Source organism: Vibrio viridaestus, from assembly GCF_003856525.1.
Classification (GTDB): domain Bacteria; phylum Pseudomonadota; class Gammaproteobacteria; order Enterobacterales; family Vibrionaceae; genus Vibrio; species Vibrio viridaestus.
Map to the genome: position 1 here is coordinate 134,143 of NZ_RJVQ01000007.1, position 24,696 is coordinate 158,838.

Annotated in this window: 21 protein-coding genes; 19 read left to right on the top strand and 2 right to left on the bottom strand. The window is 45.0% G+C overall.

Features of this window, described 5'->3' with window-relative positions:
• The first annotated feature begins 8 nt into the window (after positions 1-8).
• The 7 genes from EES38_RS15710 to EES38_RS15740 all read left to right on the top strand — a co-directional run bounded on the left by EES38_RS15710 (position 9) and on the right by EES38_RS15740 (position 8,098).
• Positions 9-608, top strand: a complete 600-nt coding sequence (locus EES38_RS15710) for an amino acid synthesis family protein (RefSeq protein ID WP_124938165.1) — start codon at positions 9-11, stop codon at positions 606-608.
• Positions 580-1,395: an alpha/beta fold hydrolase gene (locus EES38_RS15715; protein WP_124938166.1), complete on the top strand. Its 816-nt coding sequence runs from the start codon at positions 580-582 to the stop codon at positions 1,393-1,395. Before EES38_RS15710 ends, EES38_RS15715 begins: the two co-directional genes overlap by 29 nt.
• A 27-nt stretch (positions 1,396-1,422) precedes the next feature.
• On the top strand, positions 1,423-2,331 hold the full coding sequence (locus tag EES38_RS15720) for a flavin reductase family protein (protein WP_124938167.1): 909 nt from the start codon (positions 1,423-1,425) through the stop codon (positions 2,329-2,331).
• Positions 2,328-3,362, top strand: coding sequence for an LLM class flavin-dependent oxidoreductase (locus EES38_RS15725; RefSeq protein WP_124938168.1), 1,035 nt, complete (start codon positions 2,328-2,330; stop codon positions 3,360-3,362). The genes EES38_RS15720 and EES38_RS15725 overlap by 4 nt, the downstream gene beginning before the upstream one ends.
• A gap of 11 nt (positions 3,363-3,373) precedes the next feature.
• Complete coding sequence (locus EES38_RS15730; RefSeq protein ID WP_124938169.1) at positions 3,374-4,864, top strand: aldehyde dehydrogenase; 1,491 nt, start codon at positions 3,374-3,376, stop codon at positions 4,862-4,864.
• Positions 4,865-4,976: 112 nt separating this feature from the next.
• Positions 4,977-6,608, top strand: a complete 1,632-nt coding sequence (locus tag EES38_RS15735) for a BCCT family transporter (RefSeq protein WP_208020465.1) — start codon at positions 4,977-4,979, stop codon at positions 6,606-6,608.
• Positions 6,609-6,628: 20 nt separating this feature from the next.
• Positions 6,629-8,098, top strand: a complete 1,470-nt coding sequence (locus EES38_RS15740; protein WP_124938170.1) for an NAD-dependent succinate-semialdehyde dehydrogenase — start codon at positions 6,629-6,631, stop codon at positions 8,096-8,098.
• A 33-nt stretch (positions 8,099-8,131) separates the two neighbouring features.
• Here the strand turns inward: EES38_RS15740 and EES38_RS15745 are convergent, their stop codons facing one another.
• Positions 8,132-8,887 (bottom strand): IclR family transcriptional regulator, encoded by a 756-nt coding sequence (locus EES38_RS15745; protein ID WP_124938171.1) that lies wholly within the window; start codon positions 8,885-8,887, stop codon positions 8,132-8,134.
• A gap of 175 nt (positions 8,888-9,062) precedes the next feature.
• Between EES38_RS15745 and purU (EES38_RS15750) the strand changes: the two genes are divergently transcribed.
• Genes purU (EES38_RS15750) through EES38_RS15775 form a run of 6 tightly spaced genes read left to right on the top strand, consistent with a single transcriptional unit; the run spans position 9,063 to position 15,921 of the window.
• On the top strand, positions 9,063-9,923 hold the full coding sequence (gene purU / locus EES38_RS15750) for a formyltetrahydrofolate deformylase (RefSeq protein ID WP_124938172.1): 861 nt from the start codon (positions 9,063-9,065) through the stop codon (positions 9,921-9,923).
• A 21-nt stretch (positions 9,924-9,944) separates the two neighbouring features.
• The gene (folD, locus tag EES38_RS15755; protein ID WP_124938173.1) at positions 9,945-10,844 is read left to right on the top strand and encodes a bifunctional methylenetetrahydrofolate dehydrogenase/methenyltetrahydrofolate cyclohydrolase FolD; all 900 of its coding nucleotides are present in this window, start codon (positions 9,945-9,947) and stop codon (positions 10,842-10,844) included.
• Between the two features lie 3 nt (positions 10,845-10,847).
• Positions 10,848-12,095 carry an FAD-dependent oxidoreductase gene (locus tag EES38_RS15760; RefSeq protein ID WP_124938174.1) on the top strand — a complete coding sequence of 416 codons (1,248 nt, stop codon included), beginning with the start codon at positions 10,848-10,850 and terminating at the stop codon, positions 12,093-12,095.
• A 12-nt stretch (positions 12,096-12,107) separates the two neighbouring features.
• Complete coding sequence (locus EES38_RS15765; RefSeq protein WP_124938175.1) at positions 12,108-12,422, top strand: sarcosine oxidase subunit delta; 315 nt, start codon at positions 12,108-12,110, stop codon at positions 12,420-12,422.
• Entirely contained in the window at positions 12,419-15,340 is a 2,922-nt protein-coding gene (locus EES38_RS15770) for a glycine cleavage T C-terminal barrel domain-containing protein (protein ID WP_124938176.1), read from the top strand. The genes EES38_RS15765 and EES38_RS15770 overlap by 4 nt, the downstream gene beginning before the upstream one ends.
• Positions 15,340-15,921 carry an aminomethyltransferase family protein gene (locus EES38_RS15775; RefSeq protein WP_124938177.1) on the top strand — a complete coding sequence of 194 codons (582 nt, stop codon included), beginning with the start codon at positions 15,340-15,342 and terminating at the stop codon, positions 15,919-15,921. The genes EES38_RS15770 and EES38_RS15775 overlap by 1 nt, the downstream gene beginning before the upstream one ends.
• A 53-nt stretch (positions 15,922-15,974) precedes the next feature.
• Here the strand turns inward: EES38_RS15775 and EES38_RS15780 are convergent, their stop codons facing one another.
• A complete protein-coding gene (locus tag EES38_RS15780) occupies positions 15,975-16,859 on the bottom strand; it encodes an AEC family transporter (protein ID WP_124938178.1) in 885 nt (294 codons plus the stop codon).
• Between the two features lie 350 nt (positions 16,860-17,209).
• Between EES38_RS15780 and glyA the strand changes: the two genes are divergently transcribed.
• The 6 genes from glyA to purU (EES38_RS15810) are packed head-to-tail and all read left to right on the top strand — an operon-like array spanning position 17,210 to position 24,668.
• On the top strand, positions 17,210-18,475 hold the full coding sequence (gene glyA, locus EES38_RS15785) for a serine hydroxymethyltransferase (protein WP_124938179.1): 1,266 nt from the start codon (positions 17,210-17,212) through the stop codon (positions 18,473-18,475).
• 31 nt (positions 18,476-18,506) lie between these two features.
• Positions 18,507-19,760, top strand: coding sequence for a sarcosine oxidase subunit beta family protein (locus tag EES38_RS15790; RefSeq protein WP_124938180.1), 1,254 nt, complete (start codon positions 18,507-18,509; stop codon positions 19,758-19,760).
• 15 nt (positions 19,761-19,775) lie between these two features.
• Positions 19,776-20,081 (top strand): sarcosine oxidase subunit delta, encoded by a 306-nt coding sequence (locus EES38_RS15795; protein WP_124938181.1) that lies wholly within the window; start codon positions 19,776-19,778, stop codon positions 20,079-20,081.
• Complete coding sequence (locus EES38_RS15800; RefSeq protein ID WP_124938182.1) at positions 20,078-23,095, top strand: sarcosine oxidase subunit alpha; 3,018 nt, start codon at positions 20,078-20,080, stop codon at positions 23,093-23,095. The genes EES38_RS15795 and EES38_RS15800 overlap by 4 nt, the downstream gene beginning before the upstream one ends.
• Positions 23,088-23,759 (top strand): sarcosine oxidase subunit gamma, encoded by a 672-nt coding sequence (locus EES38_RS22540; RefSeq protein ID WP_124938183.1) that lies wholly within the window; start codon positions 23,088-23,090, stop codon positions 23,757-23,759. Before EES38_RS15800 ends, EES38_RS22540 begins: the two co-directional genes overlap by 8 nt.
• A 42-nt stretch (positions 23,760-23,801) precedes the next feature.
• Positions 23,802-24,668 (top strand): formyltetrahydrofolate deformylase, encoded by an 867-nt coding sequence (gene purU, locus EES38_RS15810; RefSeq protein WP_124938184.1) that lies wholly within the window; start codon positions 23,802-23,804, stop codon positions 24,666-24,668.
• Positions 24,669-24,696: the final 28 nt, after the last annotated feature.

Below are 24,696 nucleotides of genomic sequence, written 5' to 3' on the forward strand. Positions count from 1 at the left end.
AAAACGGAATGGACTTACAAATACGGAAAATTGTTAGCTACGAAGAAGAAACGCTAATTGAAGGTTATAAAGTGGCAGAGAAGCCATTAAAAATGTTTGCTGTCGCGGCGATTGTAAAAAACCCTTGGGCAGGGGAATTCGTCGACAATTTGAGACCGATCGTTAGAGATTATGGTCCTCAGCTTGGCGCGCTTCTGACAGAAAAAATATGTGCTTTAGCGGGTGGTGCAGACAATATCGAAGCTTTTGGGAAAGCAGCTGTAGTTGGTCTTCGTGGCGAAATTGAGCATGCATCAGCACTAATACACACGCTCCACTTCGGAAACCACTATCGTGAAGCCGTACAGGCAAAATCGTTTCTTTCATTTACTAACACGCGTGGAACGGCAAACGCTCCGATTGTGGTTCCGATGATGGATAAGAACGATGGGGGACGCCGTTCTCATTACTTAACTCTACAGTTCAACATTAACGATGCACCTTGTGACGACGAAATTGTTGTTGTGCTGGGTGGTGCCTCGGGTGGTCGACCTCATCATCGTATTGGTGACCGATATGAAGAATTGAAGGAGCTTGGACATGACATCGATAATCCCGCAGCGGTATAAATCTGCGAAAGGGTTAGCCTACGTGAAAAAAGGGCGAGGACCTGCCTTAGTTCTCATTCATGGCGTTGGGTTACGTTTAGAAGCATGGATAAGACAGTTCGATACATTGAGTCAACATTTCACCGTGTATGCTGTTGATATGCCCGGACATGGTGAAAGTGATCTGATGCCTGAATGTTCGACTATCTCAGATTATACGGACGTTATTGCCAATTGGGTTATGAATGACATCAAAGAACCGATACTGATTATGGGGCATTCAATGGGCTCGATGATCGCATTGAATTTTGCATCACGTTATTCAGATTGGTGTGTTGGCACCGTTGCTTTTAACTCCATTTTTCGTCGTAGTGAAAAGGCGAAGCAGGCGGTCAAAGATAGGGTTAGTCAGATTAAAAACAGCCTGACGCATCAGCATACAACAGCGCCTATTCAACGTTGGTTTGATTCTCCGTTAACTGAGCCAGATGAAGAAAATGCACTGCTCTGCTCTGAGTGGTTAAGCTCGGTTTCACTTGATGGATATAGCCAGGCCTACGAAGTGTTTTGTAATAACGATGGTCCTGCTGATGACGTATTAAGAGGTCTGGAGATTCCAACACTATTTATTACGGGCAGTGATGACCCGAATTCTACACCGGAAATGTCGGCTGCAATGGCAGCGATGTGTCCTAGAGGTGAACACCAAATCATTAATAACGCAAAACACATGGCTCCAATGACTCATTCGGGAGAAATAAACGAAATCGTAGTCGATTTCGGCTTGAGTTGTATTGTGGCCCAGTAAACAAAATCTGAACAACAAGGAATGGTTATGAGCGATTTTGATTCACGCGAGTTACGTAACGCTTTTGGCTCATTTATGACAGGCGTTACGATCGTAACTGCAGTCAGTAAATCTGGGGAGAAAGTGGGTTTTACAGCGAACTCTTTCACTTCGGTATCTATGGATCCGCCATTACTGCTGGTTTGTCCGGCTAAAAGATTATCTAGCTATGACGTTTTTGCCGATTGCGACCACTTTACGGTCAGCATTTTAGCGGAAGATCAGCAGCATGCATCCAATACATTTGCAAGCTCAAAAGGCGATCGATTTTCAGAAGTTGCCTGGTTTGACGATTGTCATGGTGTCCCTGTTATTGAGGGAGCTGCAACGTATTTTAGTTGCTCTTCGACGCAAAAAATTGAGGCAGGCGATCACATGCTTTTGATTGGCGAGGTTCAAGATTTTTCGGTAACAGAAAAATTTGGACTAGGGTATGCCAAGGGCGGTTACTTTAGTCTGGGAATGGAACATAAAGCCGAAGAAATTACCCATATGAACTCTACTCAGGTCGGCGGGCTGATAGAATGCAATGACAAGTTGCTTCTGAAACAAGAAGACGGATTTTACACCTTACCTCAGGGGGATATCGTACCCGAAAGCTCTTCTTATCAAACGCTTAAGGCTGTATTGGAATCGCTCGCGATTGAAGCCGAGATTGGGCAAGTATTCTCTGTTTACGAAAAACTTGCCAGCGGCAATTTTGTTGCGTTCTACCGCGCTGAAGCAGTCGAAGAAAATGCACCTGCTGGATATCAATATGTGGCCATTGATGACTTATCGGGAATGAAATTCGCTTCCGCCGATATGGCGTCGATGATCGCAAGATTCACAGAGGAAAAACGGAACGGAGTATTCCGCTTGTACGTAGGAAACGAATCAGAGGGAAATATCAGATGAAATTTTCTCTTTTTGCACACATGGAGCGTGTGAACGAGGAACAGCGCCAGATTGATTTATATGAAGAATTTGTCTCATTAAGTCAGATGGCCGATGAGGGTGGGATGTGCACCGTGTGGACAGGTGAACATCATGGAATGGACTTTACCATTGCCCCGAATCCCTTTTTAAATCTTGTCGATTTGGCCCATAAAACAAAACACGTTAGATTGGGAACCGGTACTGTTGTTGCACCATACTGGCACCCAATTAAGCTCGCTGGTGAGGCAGCGATGACCGATATTCTAACTGAAGGTCGTCTAGAACTCGGAATTGCTCGCGGAGCCTATGCCTTTGAGTATGAACGTATGGTCAATGGTGGTATGGATGCATGGGAAGCTGGTGAGTGTTTACGAGAAATGGTGCCTGCGATAAAAGGGTTATGGAAAGGAAATCATTCGCAAGAAAGTAAACATTATCAATTTCCTAAAACGACATCTGCACCCAAACCATTAACCCCCAATGGTCCTGACATATGGGTAGCTGCTCGCGATATCAATAGTCATGAGTTTGCGGTTGAAAACGAATGTAATGTTCAGGTTGCTCCACTATGGCAAGGACTCGAGGAAGTCGAGTCTCTGATTGCCCGTTACAATCAGGCTTGTGCCAAGTTTGACCGCAGAACCAAAATCATGATTTTACAACACGCCTACGTTTCGAACGACGATGCTGAGCTTGATTATGCCGCTAAAAAACTGCATGAGTTTTACTGTTACTTCGGCGCCTGGTTTAAGAACGAACGTCCGATCAATCATGGCTTAATTGAAACACTCAGCCAGGATGAAATAGATAATCATCCATTCTATAAAAAAGAACAGATTCGCAATGACCTAATGATTGGCACATCTCGCCAGATTATTGATCGACTCAAGCGTTATGAAGATTTGGGTTACGATGAATTCTCTTATTGGTCTGATTCTGGCATGACGAGAGAGCAAAAAGAGACATCATTAAAACGGTTTATCGATGAAGTGATGCCAGCATTCATTTAGGGGAGTTCGTCATGTCTGAGAATCAATTACCACATTTTGCCATGTTTATTAATGGGCAGTGGGTAGAAGGAACAAAGGGAAGAAAGTTAGAAACGGTTAATCCGGCGACTGGTCAGGTATGGGCTACTGTCGCATGTGCTGACGCAGAAGATGTCGAACTTGCAGTTAGTTCAGCCAAGGCTGCTCTTGAACGAAAAGACTGGGCACTTTTAACTGCGACACAAAGAGGCCAGTTGTTGTTTAAACTGGCAGATCTATTAGAAGCAAACTCCGAAATGCTGGGTGAGCTAGAAACGAAAGACAGTGGCAAGTTAGCGGCTGAAACTCAAAGTCAGGCGAAGTATATAGCTAACTATTATCGGTATTACGCGGGTTTAGCAGACAAGGTGGAAGGTCAAACTTTACCAATTGATAAACCTGATATGCATGTATTTACTAAACCTGAACCTATTGGTGTCGTTGCGGCTGTTGTACCGTGGAACGCTCAGATGTTTCTCACCGCAACAAAACTGGCACCAGCGCTTGCTGCGGGTTGCACAGTGATTATTAAAGCGTCCGAAATTGCACCGGTAGCGATATTAAAATTCGCCAGTTTAGTGCAAGAAGCGGGATTCCCAGATGGTGTCGTATCCGTTATCACGGGTGATGCAGAAGGTTGTGCTATTCCTTTAACATCTCATCCAGACATCGATAGACTTGCCTTTACTGGAGGTCCTAGTACAGCAAGAAATATCATTCGTAACACCGCCAACAATTTCGCGGTGACGACACTTGAGCTTGGCGGAAAGTCGCCCATTATCGTGTTTAAAGACGCCGATCTTGAAAGTGCGGCCAATGGTATAATTGCGGGTAACTTCGGTGCTTCCGGCCAATCTTGTGTTGCTGGGTCGCGAGTGTATATCCAAAGAAATATTTATCAATCTTTGGTCGAGCGATTATTAGAGAAAACGTCGCAAATAGTCATAGGCGATCCATTGGATGTCAAATCACATATTGGGCCGCTGTGTACACTTGCTCAGGTTGAGGTGATTGAAAGAACATTAGATAAAGCCATCACGCAGGGCGGTAATATTCTTACTGGTGGTCGCCGAGCCCCTGAATATGGGTCTCAGTGTTATTTTGAACCAACAATCGTTGAATGCCCGTCAAATGAGATTGAAACGCTTAAAGTGGAAATGTTTGGTCCGGTGATGTCTTTAGCAATTTTCGACGAAGAAGAAGAGGCTATCGCATTAGCTAATGATTCCCAATTCGGCTTGGGTTCAGGAATTTTCACTGAAAATTTAGCAACTGCAATGCGAGTGTCACAAAAAATTCGCTCTGGTATCTGTTGGGTCAATACCTATCGTGCTGTATCACCGGTCGCACCTTTCGGTGGCTACAACCAGTCTGGTTACGGGCGAGAGGCAGGCATTCAGGCCATACAAGACTACATTCGGGTCAGGACAACGTGGATTAATACATCGTCTGAACCCATGGGTAATCCATTCATAATGCGTTAATTTATTGATTAACAGAAATATATCGGGCTAGAAGCTGTTCCCGATATTCATGTCGCTGTAACACTCTTTATTTCAAAGGTTGTTTACAGGTAAAGTCAGGGAAGACAATATCATGAAAACGAACAGTATCCTTAACCGGAACCCCAATCCGTTGGAAGTGAACAAAACGATGCTCTATTCCTCTGTGATTATGGTGCTCCTATTCGTTGGATTTTCTATTTTCCGTTCGGAACAATCAAAAAGCCTCTTCAATACACTGAACAGTTGGATAGATACTAACTTGAGTTGGTATTACGTTGCCGTCGTTTGTTTCACCATGTTTTTTGCTGTTTGGGTCGCATTGTCTAAATATGGAAATATTCGTTTAGGCAAAGACAATGAAAAACCAGAGTTCAATTTTGTTTCTTGGTTCTCAATGCTTTTCAGTTGTGCGATTGGTACTGGACTGCTTTTCTGGAGTATCGCAGAGCCGATCTATCATTTTCAGGGAAACCCATTTATTGACGCTGCGGGCATTGCAGCGAAAAGTGAGCAGGCGGCTCAGATTGCTTTACGAATCACCATGTTTCATTGGGGCTTACATGGTTGGGCGATCTACATTCTTGTTGGTTTATGTCTTGCTTACTTTTGTTACCGTAGGGGATTACCGTTAACCGTTCGTTCGGGTCTCTATCCCATCTTAGGCGAACGCATATACGGCCCAATAGGACATGCCGTGGATTTATTAGCTGTTTTCAGTACTTTGTTTGGTACCGCAACAACATTGGGATTGGGTGTTGCTCAAATGAATGCGGGCTTAAACTTCCTGTTTGGGACAGAAATTTCAACATCGACTCAAGTTGTTCTCATTATTATTGTGTCGGTAATCGCGACGGTATCCGCAGTAACTGGGGTAGGTAAGGGCATCAAGTTTTTAAGTATTTGGAACATTCGATTAAGCACGTTATTGATCGGTTTTTTCTTATTCGCGGGCCCGACTGTGTTTTTGATGAAATTAATGGTTTCGAGTCTGGGGGATTATGTAACCCACTTCATTCAGATGGGATTTTGGGTTGATATGGATCCTCAACGTCACTGGCAAGGATGGTGGACCATATTCTACTGGGGATGGTGGCTATCTTGGGGCCCATTAGTCGGAATGTTTATCGCGCGTATTTCTCGTGGACGGACAATTCGTGAATTTATGCTAAGTGCATTGCTCATACCTCCATTAGGTGGGTTTCTCTGGATTATTATTTTTGGTGGAACAGCGTTGAATCTTCAATTGTTCGGTGGTGCGAATATTATTGATGTTGTTAATAAAGACATGACATTGGCACTCTACAGTACGATTGATTCGCTTGGAATTGCATCGATGACACACTTTTTTGCTGCGCTGGCAACGTTTCTCATCATTACTTGGTTTGTAACTTCCGCTGACTCTGGCACACTGGTGGTCTCGACAATCATTTCTAACGGTAATCGAAATCCTGTGAAATGGTTAAGAATTTTATGGGGTGCTGCGCTTGGGTTAATTGCAGCAGTTCTGCTGATTAATGGCGGTCTCGATGCTCTTAAAACGGCGTCTATTGTCGCTGCTCTGCCTTTTTCTGTCGTGTTATTGTTTATGTGTTTTGCTTTAGTAAAAGGTTTGAGAGACGAAGCCAACGGGCTTGTCTACACCGTCGACGATTTAGCGCAACTTAATGCGAGTAAGGCATCCCCAAGGATACCGGTGACTGAAACAGTCTATGGTTATAAGTAATAAAGCTCTAAGGCATAATAATGAATATATTGGAAAAACTGCAGGATAAATCGTTACTGAAGTTACAAGGCTATATCAACGGTGAATGGGTTACTGCAACTACAGGAAAGCAATTTGATGTCGTCAATCCATCGACAGAGAACGTTATAGCTCAAGTAAGTGATTTAGGTAAAGACGAAACCGAGATTGCGATTAAAGCGGCAGAAAAAGCGCTCGAGTCTTGGCGAGATGTTCCAGCAAAACAAAAGTCAGCCATTCTAAGACGTTGGTACGAGTTGGTTATGGAACATCAAGATGACTTGGCTCTTATCATGACGGCTGAACAAGGTAAAATTTTGGCTGAGTCAAAAGGTGAGGTTGCTTATGGTGCGTCGTATGTCGAATGGTTTGCTGAAGAAGCAAAGCGCATTTATGGTGATGTATTGCCAAGTACGGGAATTGACCGCCGTTCAATCGTTATTAAGCAGCCGATAGGCGTGGTTGGAGCGATAACACCCTGGAACTTCCCAAATGCAATGATCACGAGAAAAGTGGCTCCTGCATTAGCTGCGGGTTGTACGATTGTGTTAAAACCAGCAGCAGAAACCCCCTTATCTGCACTTGCTCTAGGTGAGCTTGCGATCAGAGCTGGTATTCCTGCAGGGGTATTTAATATCGTCCCTGGAACCGATGCTCCGGCTATCGGTGGTGCATTGACCTCTAGCGATATTGTTAAGAAAATTTCGTTCACGGGTTCGACTGCGGTCGGTAAGATCCTTATGGAACAATCGGCTAAAACGGTGAAAAAGACGTCGATGGAGTTAGGAGGCAATGCGCCGGTTCTAATTTTTAAAGATGCTGATTTAGATAAAGCGATTGATGGTGCGATTGCTGCAAAATTCCGTAATGCAGGCCAAACCTGTATCTGTGCCAACCGTATTCTTGTCGAGGATGAAATCTACGATGAGTTTGTTGCTCGCTTAACGGAGCGTGTATCTCAATTCGTTGTTGGTGATGGTTTTGATACTAATACGGCTATTGGTCCTTTGATCACTCAGAAAGCGGTTAAAAACGTGGAAACGCTGGTGAATGATGCCTTGAGTAAAGGTGCGGAGCTATGCGTTGGTGGGAAGGCGGAAAAATTGGGTAGCTACTTCTATCTACCGACCGTCTTAAAGAATCTCGATTCAACGATGCGTTTGTCCAAAGAGGAAGTTTTTGGTCCAGTAGCCCCAATATTCCGCTTCAAAACTGAACAAGAAGCGATCGCGATGGCGAACGATACCGATTTTGGCTTAGCATCATACGTTTACACTAAAGACGCCGGACGTATTTGGCGAGTCAGTGAAAAATTAGCGTATGGCATGGTTGGAGTGAACGAGACAGCTATCAGTTCTGAAATGATCCCATTCGGCGGCGTGAAGCAGTCCGGCCAGGGAAGAGAAGGCTCAAAATATGGACTAGAAGATTACCTTGAGATTAAATATCTCTGCATGGGTGATTTGGCTTAATTACCATGTTTTGATGTAAAGGTCCGCGGACCTTTACGGAATCGCCTGAGAAATATCTTGGGCGGTTTGCAACAGCAACGCCTTCGCTTCATTAAATTGCCTTTCGTTATTCATTACTTGATCTGCACCTGAAATATTAATCGCGGCAACTCTCTTACCCAAGTAGTTGGTGATTGGTGCAGCTATTGCCGTTGCGTTATCTGAACGATTACTGGAGAACCCCTGTTGCCACTCATTCCGCAGCAAGTGCTTTAGTTCTGAAAATGTTTGCGGATGAGGTTGTGGATAGAGGTCCAACTGCATTTGTTGATACATGGCATTAAATTCGATATCACTCAACTGGCGTAAGAGGACTCTTCCCATTGCATTCGTGTGGCAAGGTAGGCGAGTGCCGAGAGGAATATTAACTGACAGTCGCTGTGATGCTTGTGCTCGGTAGATATAGACCGTTTCTAGCCCATCTCTAATGGCTAGATGGCAAGATATCGATGTGTGGTCGCGCAGGGTATTAAGAAATGGTGCGGCAATGTCCACGAGATCTTTTCCAGCTAAAAAGGCAAAACCACGAGATACAACCTGAGGGCCAAGCTCATACGCATTTCTGGTGACTTTTTTCAGATATCCCATATCCAGTAATGTTTGAATAATACGGTAAGTGGATGAGGCACTCACCCCCAAACGCTCGGCAAAATCATGAGTCGTTAACACTCTCTCACTAGCAGTGAACATTTCGATTATTTGCAGTCCGCGCGCCAGAGCGGGAACATGATAATCCGGTGTATTACTCATTATCTTTCTCCATAAATAAAATCCTTTTTCATATATCAATAAAAAATGCCATATCGACATTAATTTTGATTGTTTTGTTGTCATCCTTGTTTCCTAACAATATATTAAATTTATCACCAATAAACAATAATGCGTTACGAAGACAGCGCAAAGAAAGTTAAGTGAGGGAGACACTATGACGACTTCAAAGGAATTTGTTTTAAAAGCGGCCTGTGATGCGACAAGCGGTATTGTTGCAACGGTCACTTCTTATTTGGCGGGACTTAGCTGCTACATTTCTGAAATGCATCAGTATGATGACGAAGATAATAAGCGCTTTTTTATGCGTGCTGTCTGCCGTATCGAATCTGATGATTTTACTATCGAAGATATCCGATCAGGACTCAATGATACGGTCACTCGATTCAATATGGATTGGCAGATTTTTGATGCTAGTAAACCTGTACGTGTTTTGTTGATGGTCAGTAAGTTCGATCACTGTTTGGATAATCTGCTCTATCGACACCGTAAAGGTGAACTGCCAATGGAAATTACAGCCGTTGTTTCTAACCATAAAGATCTGCGTCCAATGGCAGAAAGAGAAGGAATTCGATTTGTTTACCTACCTGTAAATAAAGAGAATAAACCCGATCAGGAAGCGGCTTTACTCGACATTATCAACGAAACACAAACTGATTTGGTCGTCCTTGCTCGCTATATGCAGATTTTATCGGACACGCTTTGCAGAGAATTACATGGTAAGGCCATCAATATTCACCATTCATTTTTACCAGGATTCAAGGGTGCAAAACCCTACCATCAAGCTTATGACCGTGGCGTTAAACTGATTGGTGCAACTGCGCATTATGTTACGTCGGACTTAGACGAAGGACCAATTATTGAGCAGTCGGTTCAACCTGTGGATCACACATACTCACCAGAGCGTTTGGTTTCTGTCGGCCGCGATACGGAAACAGTAGCCTTAGCCAAAGCTGTACGACTTCATCTGGAACACCGCGTATTCATGCACGGTAATAAGACTATTGTCTTTAGATAGAACTGGCGAGGAGTCGATATCATGACAAAAATAATTGATGGCAAGCAGCTAGCTCAACAAATCATCAGTGAGGTTGCGCTTGAAGTAGAGGTGATTCAGCACGATTCAGGAAAGACGCCGGGTTTGGCTGTCGTGTTGGTTGGAGATGATCCTGCAAGTGCGGTTTACGTACGCAATAAAATAAAGCGAGCCAAAGAGGCTGGGATTCGTTCGATTGAGCACCGCTTAGACACGGCAATAACCCAGAATGATTTAGAGTCGTTAATAAAGCAGCTTAACCAAGATCCAACGGTTCATGGCATATTGGTTCAGCTTCCATTACCACGTCACATAAATGAAAAAGACATCATTCGTTTAATTACACCTAGCAAGGATGTTGATGGGTTCCACCCGCATAATGTTGGTCTTCTTTCTGTTGGACAGAGTTCGCTGATTCCCTGTACCCCTATGGGCTGTTTAGAAATGCTGAAACGTGAGCTCGGCGATATAGAAGGTAAACATGCTGTTGTCATAGGGCGATCTAACATTGTCGGTAAACCAATGGCGAGTCTTCTATTACAGGAAAACTGCACTGTTACTGTCGTTCATTCTCGTACTTCAGACATCGAGGAAGTGTGTAAAGAAGCGGACATTATTATTGCTGCAGTTGGTATCGCAAAGTTAGTTAAGGACAGCTGGGTTAAACAAGGAGCGGTAATCATTGATGTTGGAATCAATGCCGTCACCGTCGATGGTAAACGTAAGTTGTTTGGCGATGTTGATTTTGATTCAGTAGCGCCGAAATGCTCGGCTATCAGCCCTGTACCCGGAGGTGTTGGCCCAATGACGATTGCTTGTCTAATGAAAAACACGTTAACCGCATTTAAACAGCAGCTTTCCTATCTAAAGCAGCCAGTTTTGCAGCCTGTACATGAGGAGTAAAGTATGCCGTTTTCATTACTAAAATACGGGTTAAAGTCGGATTTCCCGTTTGAGCAACACTCTGATCTTCCGTTACCGACGACATTAAAAGATCATTATGATGTGGTCATCGTTGGTGGCGGTGGTCATGGAGTAGCAACTGCGTATTATTTGGCTAAATATCACGGCATTACCAATGTAGCGATACTCGAAAAAGGCTACTTAGGTGGAGGAAATACAGCAAGAAATACGGCGGTTATACGTTCGAATTATTTGACTCCTGATGGCGTAAAATTCTATATCGAATCGGTTAATCTGTTTAAAGAACTCTCCAATGAATTTGATTTCAATATCATGTATTCATCTCGAGGACAGCTCACACTTGCCCATACTGATGCAACAGTTCGTTCTTTCCGTCAGCGAACCGAGGTCAACAAACATTTCGGAGGCAAAACAGAGCTGATAGACCCGCAACAGATCCAAGAACTAGTCCCTACACTGAACATGAATCCGGCTGATATGCCGATTTTAGCTGGGCTTTGGCATATGGATGGTGCGACAGCGAGGCACGATGCTGTGGCCTGGGGATATGCAAAAGGTGCGACTCAAAGAGGCGTAGAGTTACACCAACTGACCGAAGTAACCGATGTTGTCGTACAAAACGGAAAAGTTACTGGGGTTAAAACCAACAGAGGGAATGTTTCTTGCGGATGTGTTGTGCAGGCTGTAGCGGGCCATAGTTCAATTGTGGCAGCGATGGCGGGAATCAAAATGCCAATCACCACATATCCTTTACAAGCAATGGTGACTCAACCGGTAAAACCCTTCCTGGATCCGTTGGTCAGCTCTTCGGCTTTGCATTGCTACGTTCAGCAGACAGGTCGTGGAGAAATAGTGATTGGTGGTGGTTCGGATCCTTACCCACTGTACAACACTCGTTCGACAATGGATTTAAAAGAAGGTCTCTTGGCACACGCAATAGAAATGTTTCCTTTCATGGCGAATCTCAAACTAATGCGTCAGTGGGCTGGAATTACAGACATGACGTCTGATTACAGTCCGATTATGGGTTTAAGCCCGGTCGAGAACTATTACTTGGATGCCGGCTGGGGAACATGGGGTTTTAAAGCAACACCGATTTGCGGAAAAACGATGGCTGAACTGGTCGCCAGTGGCGGCAAAGTACCGCAGTTGATTGCACCATTCTCAATGGACCGGTTTGATGAGTTCCGTCAAGTTAATGAAATGGGCGCGACCGCCGCGAGTCACTAGGGAGTAGTTAGAATGAAAATAATGACTTGTCCTTTGAATGGACCAAGAAATATCAGTGAGTTTGTTTATGGTGGCGAAGTAAAAGACATGCCAGATCCAAAAACATGTACGGATAAAGAGTGGGCGGATTATGTTTTTTATTCAGAGAATACCGTTCGCGTTGTAAAGGAGTGGTGGTTCCACTCTGCATCGGGTTATTGGTTTATAGCCGAACGTCACACAGCATCTGATGAAATTATCAAAACCTATGATCCTTCAGAACTGTATCAAGAAAGAGTCGAATTCAATGAAGAAAAAAATGTGACGATGAAGGGGAATGTGGCATGACAAATAACGTTCGTTTACCTGCCCCTTTAGGGAAGTGGATTGACCGTAACCAACCGGTTTCCTTTGAATTCGAAGGCGAGACTTATCAGGGGTTTGCTGGAGATTCAATTGCAAGTGCTTTAATCGCCAACAATCAATGGTTAATGTCGCGTTCTTTCAAATATCATCGTCCTAGAGGCCCTCTGACGATGGCGGGTCAAGATGGTAATACATTAATTCAGCTTCCGAGCGAGCCTAACGCGCTTGCGGACAGAACACTGATTGCGAATGGACTGACTGCTTCGGGACAAAACTACAACGGTACGCTTGAAAAAGACAAAGACGCCAAGCTTGAATTAGGTGCTCGTTTTATGCCAGTTGGCTTTTATTATCGCGCCTTTTATAAGCCCAAAGGTATTTGGGATAAATGGGAACCCTTTATCCGTAAAAAGGCAGGCTTGGGCGTCGCGGATCTGAGCTTTACGCCTGAGTACTTCGACAAGGCTTATCTGTTCTGCGATATCGCTATTATTGGTGCAGGCCCTGCCGGAATGAAAGCTGCTCTCAAGGCGGCAAATAGCGGAGCAAAAGTGCTACTCATCGATGAAAATAAATCCATCGGCGGAGCGTTAAATTATCATCGCTTTGACCATCTTGGCACTGTAGCCGATTCATTAGTGGAAGCACTTGGTAAAGAAATCGCGCTTCATGATGGGATTGAAGTACTGACGGATGCCACGTGCAACGGCTGGTTTACAGATAATTACCTCCCAGTGCTACAAGGCAACCGGATGTATAAAGTGCGTGCGAAGCAGTGCATTGTGGCATCGGGATGTTTTGAGCAACATGTCGTTTTTCATAACAACGATATACCAGGTGTTGTCATGACCAGTGCAGCAATGCGCTTGCTAAAACTTTATGCAATCAAGCCGGGCTCAAATGCAGTGCTACTAACGGGTAACGATGATGCCTATTATGCCGCTGTAGAGTTGAGTCAATCTGGTGTGAATGTCGAGATGATCGTTGACATGCGTTCTGATGGTCCATCGGCCGATATTCGAAAAATGGCGGAAAAATACTCGATTGCTGTTCGCATCAACTCCACGGTTTATGAAGCGCAGTCCACTAAAGACAAAAAACACTTAGCATCCGTAATGGTTCATGAAATTACCGGGCAGGGTAAAGTAGGCAGTGACGGCCTTAGAGTTGAATGTGACTTACTCTGTATGTCAGCTGGGTATATGCCGACCTATCAGCTTTTGTGTCAGGCTGGGGCGAAACTCAGTTATGACGATAAATCTGCAAGTTTTTCTATCACACAATTGCCCGAAAATCTTCATATAGCGGGGTCGGTTAATGGTGTCCACGATCTTGAGTCGGTTATGTTAGATGGTGAGCAAGCTGCAGTGCGCTGTTTGAATGAGTTGGGAATGGATGACTCCACACCAACTAAGGTCATTGACGCGAAAAGGACAAATTACCCGTGGCCAATCTTCAAGCACCCCAAAGGTAAGGAGTTTGTTGATTTCGATGAGGATCTTCAGGCAAAAGATATCATCAACGCAACGAAATTAGGATATCGCGATATTCAGTTAGTGAAACGCTTCTCGACCGTGGGAATGGGGCCATCACAAGGACGTCATTCAGCATTACCGACGGCTCGTCTCGTGGCTAATGCAACCAACCGTACTGTTTCCGAAACAGGCGTAACGACAGCTCGCCCCCCATTCGTACCAGAAAAGTTAGCCTATATTGGCGGTCGGATTTTTTCTCCATTCCGTGAAACTCCGATGCAGAAACGGCATAAAGAGCTTGGGGCACATATGATCCCTGCAGGGCAATGGCGCAGACCCGCGTTTTACGGTAATAAATTAAATCGCGATGAACTCATTCAAGCAGAAGCCAGTCATGTTCGTTCAAAGGTTGGGCTGATCGATGTAAGTACGCTTGGTGGGATCGAAGTCAGAGGGCCGGATGCGGCTGAATTCCTTAACCGTATTTATACCTTCGGTTTCTTGAAACAGCCAGTAGGAAAAACTCGCTATGCGGTTCTTACCAATGAACAGGGTGTGGTCGTGGATGATGGTGTTGCATGTCGAATTGCAGACGATCATTTCTATGTCACAGCAACGACAGGCGGTGTTGACAGTGTCTATCGCTCGATGACCAAATGGAATGCACAGTGGCGATTGGACGTCGATATAGCCAATGTTACATCCGCTTTTGCTGCGGTAAATTTAGCCGGACCATTGGCTCGTAAAGTGATTGAAAAAGTCTGTTCAGACGTTGATTTCTCTAATGACGCTTTTCCTTACTTAGCATATCGCGAGGGAACCATTTCGGGGATGCCCGTGCGTATGATGCGCGTTGGCTTTGTTGGAGAATTAGGTTATGAAATCCATATTCCGTTTCTATTTGGCGAGAGATTATGGGACTTATTAATGGATGCGGGGCGTGAATTCGATATTAAACCATTTGGCGTTGAAACCCAGAGGTTGTTGCGTCTTGAAAAAGGACACATCATCGTAAGTCAGGATACTGACGGTATGTCGCACCCTGGTGAGTTATCTCTGGGCTGGGCTATCAGTAAAGCAAAACCCTTTTTCGTCGGTTGTCGATCGGTCGATATCGTAATGGCGAGAAAGCAAACCCGTAAATTGGTTGGTTTCAAACTGGATTCTGTCCATACCAAACCTAAAGAAGGGCATCTAGTTTTAGCCAATGCTAAAGACCCTGCTTGCGATATTACCGGGAACGTTACTTCATCTGAGTACTCAGCGACATTAGATGCCAATATTGGTATGGCTTACGTGGGTGTTGAGCAGCAAGCTGTCGGTTCTAAGATAGCCATTCGCGTTGATGGTGGAGAAGTTGTTTTGGCTGAAGTCGTTTCGCTCCCGTTCTACGATCCTAAAAACAGTCGTCAGGAGGTTTTATAATGGAATATTTTACAATCGGCGCTGCGCCTGAATTGCGTCGAAGCATCATCTCAAATGTCGACTCGACAAGTGAAGGTATCAAATGTCTAGATGCAACAACATATTCGCGTGTCGGAATCCGAGGCGAAAAAGCTGAAGTGTTTTTAGTGGACCAAAACTTACCGGTTCCTCATGCGCCAAACCATGCGTTGATATCTGGCGGATTTTTAGTTTTACGCCTAAGTCACAAAGAGTTCTGGATTATTGATACGTCAAATTCGAAACAGGCGATCCTAGCTAATTTAGAGTTAATTGCACTCAACACAAAAGGGCTATACCGTCTGTACTGCCAGCATAGCCATACGATGATGTTTATTGAGGGTTCAGCGGTTGCGAAAATGTTTGCCAAGCTTTGCGCTGTGGACATGTCAGAAAGCTCTTTTCCTACAGGAACTATTGCACAAACATCCGTAGCAAGAACGAATGCCATCGTCGTACGGACCGAGTCCGGTTCCAAAGAGCAGTTTGTGTTACTCTCAGATATCGCAAGCGCTCAGTATTTATGGGAAGCGATTGAAGACGCGGCTTCAGAGTATCACTAGCATCAATTTTAAATAGTTTATTATGACAAGCGCAGTAAAACACTGCGCTTTTTTTATACCATCACAAACGTTTTAATAATGATTAATGCGACAAATGCGGTTGGCAGGGTCAAAAATGTCAGACCTGCAACATCATTGGTTGGACCGTTAAAACGTGTAACGAAAATGTAGTTGAGTACCGCGACAGGCATTGAGCATGCAATAACTAAGTTGGCGGTATGTAAAGGGGATAAACCGATTAGTATTGCAGCGCCCCAAGCCATCGAAAGTCCGATTGCCGGACGGTATAGTGAGAGAAAAAACAGTTTAATCCAGTTTGCTTCTTTTACTTTCATTGAGGCAAGTGAGCGACCCAGCATCAGAAGCATAATTGGTACGGTGATACTACCCAGCATATCGAACACGGTGAGCATGAAATGTGGGACCGGCAATCCTATCGCTAGGATAACGGCACCAATTAGGAGTGCTATGACCGGCGGATTGGCTAAAATGCGACGTGGATTCATTGTCCCTGACATCATCCCTATACCCAATGTAAAGTGACTGATCTCGATGATAGATGAGATTATTACGGCGCCTGCCAGGCCTTGTTCACCAAGTAGCGCATAAGCAATGGGTATCCCCAAATTACCCGTATTAGGATTTACCAAAACAGGCAGGTAGTAGCGGGTTTCGAGTCTGATCAACTTTAGAACAATAAGTGTAACGATGACCATAGCAAACAGCGCTAACGCTGAAGCCAGAACCAGTTTTCCCATGCCTAAAAAGTCAATATGTGTCCCTAACATCGAATGTAAAAGCAGGCTAGGCATACCCACATTTAAAATTAGACGTGGTAAATTGGGATCATCTAGATAAGCGGTTCGCTTACTTAGAAATGCCCCCACCAATGCAATGATCATCACTGGCAGAATGGCAGATATGAACGTTGAAATCATGTCGGACCTTAAGAAATATACTGGTCACAAGAGAACTGCTATGAGCGAAGAGTGAATGATGTGCCGAGTACAGTGAAAAAATATAATTTGCCGGAAGAACTAATTTATCGTGCTTTGTACGGAATACCAACAGAAATTACCTGAAATTTCACACATTTTTTTCGTGATAACTCTCTAACTGTATGAGGTATCGGCAGTTTATTACCCGTGAATAACGCCCTAAATTTTGTAATGTCGCAAATCGACCATCGCTAGACGCTACTAAGCAGTTCAATGAGTTCCGCAGGCTATAACATCTCTTTAACCAAGGACGAAAGCGCCCGGTAATAAAGTCAGCATGGAGAAAAGCGATGTTTACAAAAGAAGATTCGATTGCGGGATTTGACGACGCTGTATGGGCAGCAATGCAACTCGAAGCAAAGCGTCAGGAAGAGCATATCGAACTTATTGCGTCAGAAAACTATACCAGCCCTCGTGTTATGCAAGCTCAGGGATCTGTTCTGACGAACAAATACGCAGAGGGATATCCCGAAAAGCGTTACTACGGTGGGTGTGCTTTCGTCGATCAAATTGAAGCACTCGCGATTGAACGTGCATGTCGCCTGTTCTGCGCTGATTATGCCAATGTGCAGCCTCACTCAGGTTCACAAGCGAACGCCGCTGTTTACGCGGCATTGTGCGAACCGGGTGATACCATTTTAGGTATGAGTCTTGATCACGGAGGTCATCTGACTCACGGCGCGAAAGTGAGTTTCTCTGGCAAACTTTATAATGCGGTCCAATATGGCATTAATCCTGAAACAGAAGAATTGGATTACGAACAAGTTGAACGTTTAGCACTTGAACATAAGCCTAAAGTCATCGTTGCCGGATTCTCTGCTTACTCACGTAAAGTTGATTGGGCACGTTTTCGTGAGATTGCTGACAAAGTAGATGCTTATCTATTTGTTGACATGGCACATGTGGCAGGTTTAGTGGCTGCACGTCTTTATCCAAGTCCGGTTCCATGGGCTGATGTTGTGACTACAACAACGCATAAAACATTGCGTGGTCCTCGTGGCGGTTTGATTCTCGCTCAGAGTAATCCTGAACTCGAGAAAAAACTCAATTCTGCGGTATTCCCTGGTGGTCAGGGTGGGCCTCTGATGCACGTTATAGCAGCAAAAGCCGTCGCATTTCAGGAAGCACTCCAACCGGAATTCAAAGATTATCAGAAACAAGTTGTTATTAATGCACAGGTAATGGCTGAAGTCCTTGCAGGTCGCGGATTCGACATTGTTTCTGGTGGAACGGATAACCATTTATTTTTGCTTAGTTTAGTCAAGCAAGGACTGACAGGTAAAGCCGCAGATGCAGCACTAGGTCGCGCGAATATTACCGTCAACAAAAACGCCGTACCTGATGATCCTCAATCACCATTTGTCACATCTGGATTGAGAATCGGGTCACCGGTCATCACGACACGCGGTTTCAAAGAAGAGCAGTGTGCCACATTAGCAGGCTGGATCGCTGATATTCTTGACGTGCTTAACGACGAAGAACAATTGGCTGAGAAAGTAAAAGAAGTTAAATCACAGGTTATCGCGCTTTGCGCTGAATTTCCTGTGTATCGCTAAACCTTGATAGGAAAGTCTGGGAGCAGAAATTATGGAGCGTTATTCAGGATTCGGACTGTTAAAACACAGCCTTGAGTATCACGAGAACTGGCAACGAGTTTGGAGTAACCCGAAGCCGAAGAAGAAGTATGACGTGATTATTGTCGGCGGTGGCGGTCACGGTTTAGCAACCGCGTACTATCTCGCAAAAGAACACGGCATTACTAACGTAGCCGTTATTGAAAAAGGTTATCTAGGTGGTGGTAACACGGCCAGAAATACAACGATTGTTCGTTCGAACTACCTATGGGATGAAGCGGCTCATTTGTTCGAACACTCAATGAAATTATGGGAAGGTTTATCCCAGGATCTGAACTACAACGTGATGTTCTCTCAGCGCGGTTGTTTGAACGTTGGACATACATTACAAGATATGCGCGACATTGAGCGTCGTGTTAACGCCAACCGACTTAATGGTATCGATGGTGAAGTATTAGATGCTCAACAAGTAAAAGAAATTGTTCCGTGTATGGATTGTTCTCCAAATCGTCGTTATCCGGTAATGGGTGCCTCATGGCAGCCACGTGCTGGGGTTGCACGTCATGATGCGGTCGCATGGGGCTTTGCTCGTGGTGCTGATAGCTATGGAGTCGATCTTATCCAACAGACAGAAGTCACTGGCATGATCATCGAAGACGGTGCAATCGTTGGTGTAAAAACTAATCGTCATGGAGACATTCGTGCTGACCGCGTAGGTTGTGTTACCGCTGGACATTCTGGCGTACTCGCAAAAATGGCAGGATTTGAATTGCCATTGGAGTCTCACCCGCTTCAAGCTCTTGTTTCTGAGCCACTAAAACCAATCATTGATACCGTAGTTATGTCAAACCATGTTCACGGATACGTGAGCCAGTCCGATAAGGGCGACTTGGTTATCGGCGCGGGTATCGACGGATACAACGGCTATGGCCAGAGAGGGTCGTATCCAACTATCGAGCATACGTTACAGGCGATTGTCGAAATGTTCCCAATCTTTAGTCGCGTGCGTATGAACCGTCAATGGGGAGGAATTGTTGACACGACTCGTGATACAAGTCCTATCATCGGCGCAACGCCGGTTGAGAACTTATTCTTCAATTGCGGTTGGGGTACTGGTGGCTTTAAGGCGACTCCGGGATCAGGCAACGTCTTTGCTGCAACACTGGCCAAAGGGGAAGCTCATCCACTGGCGAAACCATTTTCAATGTTCCGTTTTCATGATGGTTCGCTTGTTGATGAACATGGTGCCGCAGGCGTGGCGCACTAAGCTAAGGAGAGCATTATGTTTTACGTTTATTGCCCACATTGCGGTGAAATGCGGGAAGAAGAAGAATTTCAAATTAAAGGCCAGGCGCATATCTCCCGACCAGCAGACCCAGATAATTGCAGCGATAAAGAGTGGGGGGAATACATGTACTTCCGCTCAAATCCAAAGGGGCCGCACAATGAAATCTGGTATCACGCTACAGGATGTCGCAAATTCTTCAATGTGACTCGTGATACCGCAACCTATGAAATTAAGCTGGTTTACAAACTCGGTGAAAAACCAGAGACGTTAGAAACATCGATCCAAGGAGCGGAGAAATGAAACAACCTAATCGCTTAACGTCTGGCGGCCGTTTGGACCGCTCTCAACCAATTACATTCACATACAATGGCAAGCAATATCAGGGATATAAAGGCGATACGGTTGCATCTGCTCTCATTGCCAATGGTATTGATATTGTCGGAAGAAGCTTTAAATACAGTCGCCCGCGCGGCATTATCGCGGCGGGTGCAGAAGAGCCAAATGCAATCCTTCAGGTGGGTGCTACGGAAGCGACGCAAGTTCCAAACGTACGAGCAACCCAACAAGAGTTGTATGATGGACTCGTCTGCTCCGCGACAAACGGATGGCCAAATGTAGAGTCTGACCTGATGGGAGTCGTGGGGAAAGTTGGTGGTAAAGCAATGCCTCCAGGTTTCTACTACAAAACATTTATGTCACCGAAGAAAATGTGGCCAACCTATGAGAAATACATTCGTAAGGCGGCAGGTCTAGGTCGTTCACCACAGGAAAATGATCCTGATATTTATGACCACATGAACCAGCACTGCGATGTACTTATTGCTGGCGCGGGTCCTGCGGGACTGATGGCAGCATTGTGCGCGGCTAAAACTGGTGCTCGCGTTATTATCGCCGATGAGCAAAGTGAGTTTGGTGGTAGTCTTCTCTCTACAACAGACTTTATCGATGACAAACCAGCTCTAGAATGGGTTAAAGGTATCGTTGCTGAGTTAGCGAAGTACCCTGATGTGTTGATGTTACCTCGCTCCACTGTCAATGGTTATCATGACCATAACTTCCTAACTATCCACGAAAGAGTCACTGATCATTTGATGGATAGAGTCGGTGATAGCCGTGTCCGTCAACGTATGCATCGTGTGCGTGCGCGTTGGGTCGTTTTAGCAACTGGTGCTCATGAACGTCCATTGGTCTACGGTAACAATGATGTTCCTGGATGCATGCTAGCGTCAGCGGTATCGACGTATATCAATCGCTATGGCGTTGTGCCTGGTGAACAACTTGTTTTAATGACGACGAATGACGACGCATACCAAACCGCGTTGGACTGGTTTAATGCTGGCAGAGAAGTCGTTGCGATTGTTGATACTCGAAAAGAAGCGAACGGAGAGTTAGTTGAATTAGCTAAGTCCCGTGGTATCAAAGTATACAAAGGTAGTGCTGTTATTGACGTTAAAGGATCAAAACGTGTTTCTGGTGCAGTTATCGCAAGTATTGATTCTAAAGGCGACAAAGTTACTGGCAATGTCAGAACATTAAAATGCGATACAATTGCAAGTTCTGGTGGCTGGAGCCCGGTTGTTCACCTTTCCTGTCATACCGGCAGTCGCCCTGTTTGGGATGACAAAGCCATCGGTTTTGTGCCTGGACAAACGATTCAACGTCAATTAACCGCAGGTTCGATCAACGGATTACAAACTCTTGAAGATGTTTTGAAGCAAGGATTTGAAATCGGTCAGAAGGCGAGTCAGCTATTAGGTTACTCCGCGACCGACGTCGTGTGTCCAAAGGTCAACACACGTAAGATAACAGAGCCAATGGCGCTGTTCCACATTCCTTATACCAAGCCAACATCACGAGCGCCTAAGCAGTTTGTCGACTATCAGAATGACGTCACTGCTGCAGGTATTGAGTTGGCGACGCAGGAAGGCTTTGAGTCGATCGAGCATGTAAAACGCTATACAGCGATGGGATTTGGTACCGATCAAGGTAAATTGGGTAACATCAATGGGATGGCGATTACCGCCAAAAAACTAGGCCAGACCATACCTGAAACTGGAACAACGATTTTCCGTCCTAACTACACACCTGTAACGTTTGGCGCGATTGCTGGTCGGAACTGTAACGATCTATTTGATCCGACGCGCTACACGGCAATTCATAGCTGGCATGACGAGCACGGCGCTGTTTTTGAAGATGTAGGTCAATGGAAGCGTCCTTGGTATTACCCACGTGGTAATGAAACCATGCAAGAAGCTCTCGATCGCGAATGTAAAGCAGTGCGTGATAGCGTGGGTATTCTGGATGCATCAACGCTAGGTAAGATTGATATCCAGGGTAAGGATGCACGCGAATTTATCGGCCGAATCTATACGAATGCCTGGGCAAAACTCGAAGTAGGCAAGTGTCGTTATGGCTTGATGTGCGGTGAAGACGGCATGGTATTCGACGATGGCGTAACGTCTTGTCTGGGTGAGAATCATTTCCTAATGACAACCACAACAGGTGGCGCTGCTCACGTGCTGGAATGGCTTGAATTCTACCATCAAACAGAGTGGCCAGAACTAGAAGTGTACTTTAGTAGTGTGACTGATCACTGGGCGACGATGACTATCGGCGGACCTAATAGCCGCAAGCTACTGGCTGAATTGACGGATGCTGATTTAAGTAACGAAAACTTCAAATTTATGGACTGGCGTGAAGCGACTGTTGCAGGTGTTCCTGCGAGAATCTTCCGTATTTCGTTTACTGGCGAACTGTCATTTGAGATCAATGTTCAGGCCAATTACGCGCGTTACGTATGGGATAAGTTGTTCGAACATGGACGCAAATATGATCTAACGCCATACGGCACCGAGACAATGCATATTTTACGTGCAGAGAAAGGCTTTATTATCACCGGTCAAGATACGGATGGTTCAATGACGCCGTATGATCTAGGTATGGCTTGGTGCGTTGGTAATAAGAAACCATTCAGCTTTATCGGTAAACGCGGCATGGCCTTGGGTGCGAATAAGCGCTCAGCTCGTAAACAGTTAGTGGGTCTTAAAACGGTTAATCCAAAAGAGATTTTGCCTGAGGGAGCCCAAGCGGTTGACGATCCAAATCAGCCAATACCAATGAAAATGTTAGGGCACGTAAGCTCTAGTTATTGGAGTGCTACCTTAGAGCGCAGTATTGCGATGGGATTTATTGAAAATGGACACGAAAGAATGGGCGAAAAAGTCTTTTATCCGCTCAATGGTGGCAAAGTCATAGAAGCCGAAATTTGCAGCCCAGTATTCTTCGACCCTAAAGGAGATCGTCAAAATGTCTGAAGTTATTGCACCTGAAAAAGTCGCAGCAGCCGAAAGTAAGAGTGTTGCAGTCATGGACCAATACGCAACGGTTCCTGCCGAGTCACCGGTATTTAATAGCTTGAAGACGCCAGTGATTCACTCAGCACCTTCAGCCCATTTTGGCATCGTGCTTAAAGAAGTTGCGCTAATGGGACACCTGATTTTGCGTGGTAATGCCGAAGACAGCAGCTTTGTCGCAGGAGTATCTAAGGTATTAAACATGCCTTTACCAACTGAGCCACTGACATCGCAGGAAAGTAACGGTGTTGCTGTTTCATGGTTGTCTCCTGATGAATGGTTAATCCTGTTGCCAGCTGAGTTTACGTATGAGCTAGAGGTAAAATTGCGTGCTCAATTAACAGGCCATTTCGCGATTATTAATCAAAGCGGTGGACAGACAATCTTTGAACTTTCTGGAGATGAAGTTCTGAATGTTTTGAAAAAAAGCACCCATTTGGACATACATCCGAAAGAGTACCCTGTAGGAAAAGTATCAACCTCTAAGCTAGCTAAAAGCTCAGCTATTTTCCGCAAAGTCTCCGAGGATAAGTGGCAATTAGTCGTACGCCGCAGTTTCTCAGACTACATCTGGCGATGGTTAGTGGATGCGAGTAAAGAATACGGTCTGGTGATCGAAAAATAAATGGAACAGCCGGGGAAACCCGGCTATTTAATGGAGTAACGCATGATGCAACCAACGCGATCATGGATTTTCACCGCTAACTGCCCAAGCAAGTTGGGCACAGTCGATGTTGTAACCCGATTTATGGCTGAATCGGGGCTGTACGTTAACGAGATACATTCTTTTGATGATCGCGTACAGCGTCAATTTTTTATTCGAATCGAATTTACCCCTGAAGCTGCAGATTTCTCTGCGAGTCAGTTTAACGACGAGTTTGGTGGCAGGGCAACACCGTTTGATATGAACTGGGAACTCACTCCTTCCGATAAAAAAGAGCGAGTCGCGATCCTTGTATCGAAGTTTGACCATTGTCTAAATGATTTACTCTTTCGCTACCGCACTGGTCAGTTGAAGATAGAAATTCCGGTCATTATCTCGAACCACCCAGATCTCAAACATTTGGCGGAGTTACACAATATTCCGTACTTCCATCTCCCGATCACTGCAGAAACAAAAGATAAGCAGGAATCGCAGATATTGACCCTCTTAAAACAGTACGATATCGACTTGGTCGTTCTTGCTCGTTACATGCAAGTGCTGACACCAGAAATGTGTTCTCGTTTGGATGGAAAAGCCATCAATATTCATCATTCGTTATTACCCGGTTTTAAAGGGGCAAGACCTTATCATCAGGCCTGGGAAAAAGGCGTCAAAATGGTTGGTGCAACGGCGCATTACGTCAACAACGACCTTGATGAGGGACCAATTATTACTCAGGGTATTCAGTCGGTTGATCATGCCTATTATCCCGAGGATTTAATCCAAAAAGGGCAGGATATTGAACGTATTACTTTATTTAATGCGGTTCGTTACCACGTAGAAAAACGTGTTTTTCTCAGCGGTAAAAGGACTGTTGTCTTTAGTCATTAATTCGTCGATTTCTCCGAGCTTTTGGGGA

Bases quoted from the DNA above. Each gene is read 5' to 3' on its own strand.
- EES38_RS15710 (WP_124938165.1), top strand. From the start codon at position 9: ATGGACTTACAAATACGGAAAATTGTTAGCTACGAAGAAGAAACGCTA.
- EES38_RS15715 (WP_124938166.1), top strand. From the start codon at position 580: ATGACATCGATAATCCCGCAGCGGTATAAATCTGCGAAAGGGTTAGCC.
- EES38_RS15720 (WP_124938167.1), top strand. From the start codon at position 1,423: ATGAGCGATTTTGATTCACGCGAGTTACGTAACGCTTTTGGCTCATTT.
- EES38_RS15725 (WP_124938168.1), top strand. From the start codon at position 2,328: ATGAAATTTTCTCTTTTTGCACACATGGAGCGTGTGAACGAGGAACAG.
- EES38_RS15730 (WP_124938169.1), top strand. From the start codon at position 3,374: ATGTCTGAGAATCAATTACCACATTTTGCCATGTTTATTAATGGGCAG.
- EES38_RS15735 (WP_208020465.1), top strand. From the start codon at position 4,977: ATGAAAACGAACAGTATCCTTAACCGGAACCCCAATCCGTTGGAAGTG.
- EES38_RS15740 (WP_124938170.1), top strand. From the start codon at position 6,629: ATGAATATATTGGAAAAACTGCAGGATAAATCGTTACTGAAGTTACAA.
- EES38_RS15745 (WP_124938171.1), bottom strand. From the start codon at position 8,887: ATGAGTAATACACCGGATTATCATGTTCCCGCTCTGGCGCGCGGACTG.
- purU (WP_124938172.1), top strand. From the start codon at position 9,063: ATGACGACTTCAAAGGAATTTGTTTTAAAAGCGGCCTGTGATGCGACA.
- folD (WP_124938173.1), top strand. From the start codon at position 9,945: ATGACAAAAATAATTGATGGCAAGCAGCTAGCTCAACAAATCATCAGT.
- EES38_RS15760 (WP_124938174.1), top strand. From the start codon at position 10,848: ATGCCGTTTTCATTACTAAAATACGGGTTAAAGTCGGATTTCCCGTTT.
- EES38_RS15765 (WP_124938175.1), top strand. From the start codon at position 12,108: ATGAAAATAATGACTTGTCCTTTGAATGGACCAAGAAATATCAGTGAG.
- EES38_RS15770 (WP_124938176.1), top strand. From the start codon at position 12,419: ATGACAAATAACGTTCGTTTACCTGCCCCTTTAGGGAAGTGGATTGAC.
- EES38_RS15775 (WP_124938177.1), top strand. From the start codon at position 15,340: ATGGAATATTTTACAATCGGCGCTGCGCCTGAATTGCGTCGAAGCATC.
- EES38_RS15780 (WP_124938178.1), bottom strand. From the start codon at position 16,859: ATGATTTCAACGTTCATATCTGCCATTCTGCCAGTGATGATCATTGCA.
- glyA (WP_124938179.1), top strand. From the start codon at position 17,210: ATGTTTACAAAAGAAGATTCGATTGCGGGATTTGACGACGCTGTATGG.
- EES38_RS15790 (WP_124938180.1), top strand. From the start codon at position 18,507: ATGGAGCGTTATTCAGGATTCGGACTGTTAAAACACAGCCTTGAGTAT.
- EES38_RS15795 (WP_124938181.1), top strand. From the start codon at position 19,776: ATGTTTTACGTTTATTGCCCACATTGCGGTGAAATGCGGGAAGAAGAA.
- EES38_RS15800 (WP_124938182.1), top strand. From the start codon at position 20,078: ATGAAACAACCTAATCGCTTAACGTCTGGCGGCCGTTTGGACCGCTCT.
- EES38_RS22540 (WP_124938183.1), top strand. From the start codon at position 23,088: ATGTCTGAAGTTATTGCACCTGAAAAAGTCGCAGCAGCCGAAAGTAAG.
- purU (WP_124938184.1), top strand. From the start codon at position 23,802: ATGATGCAACCAACGCGATCATGGATTTTCACCGCTAACTGCCCAAGC.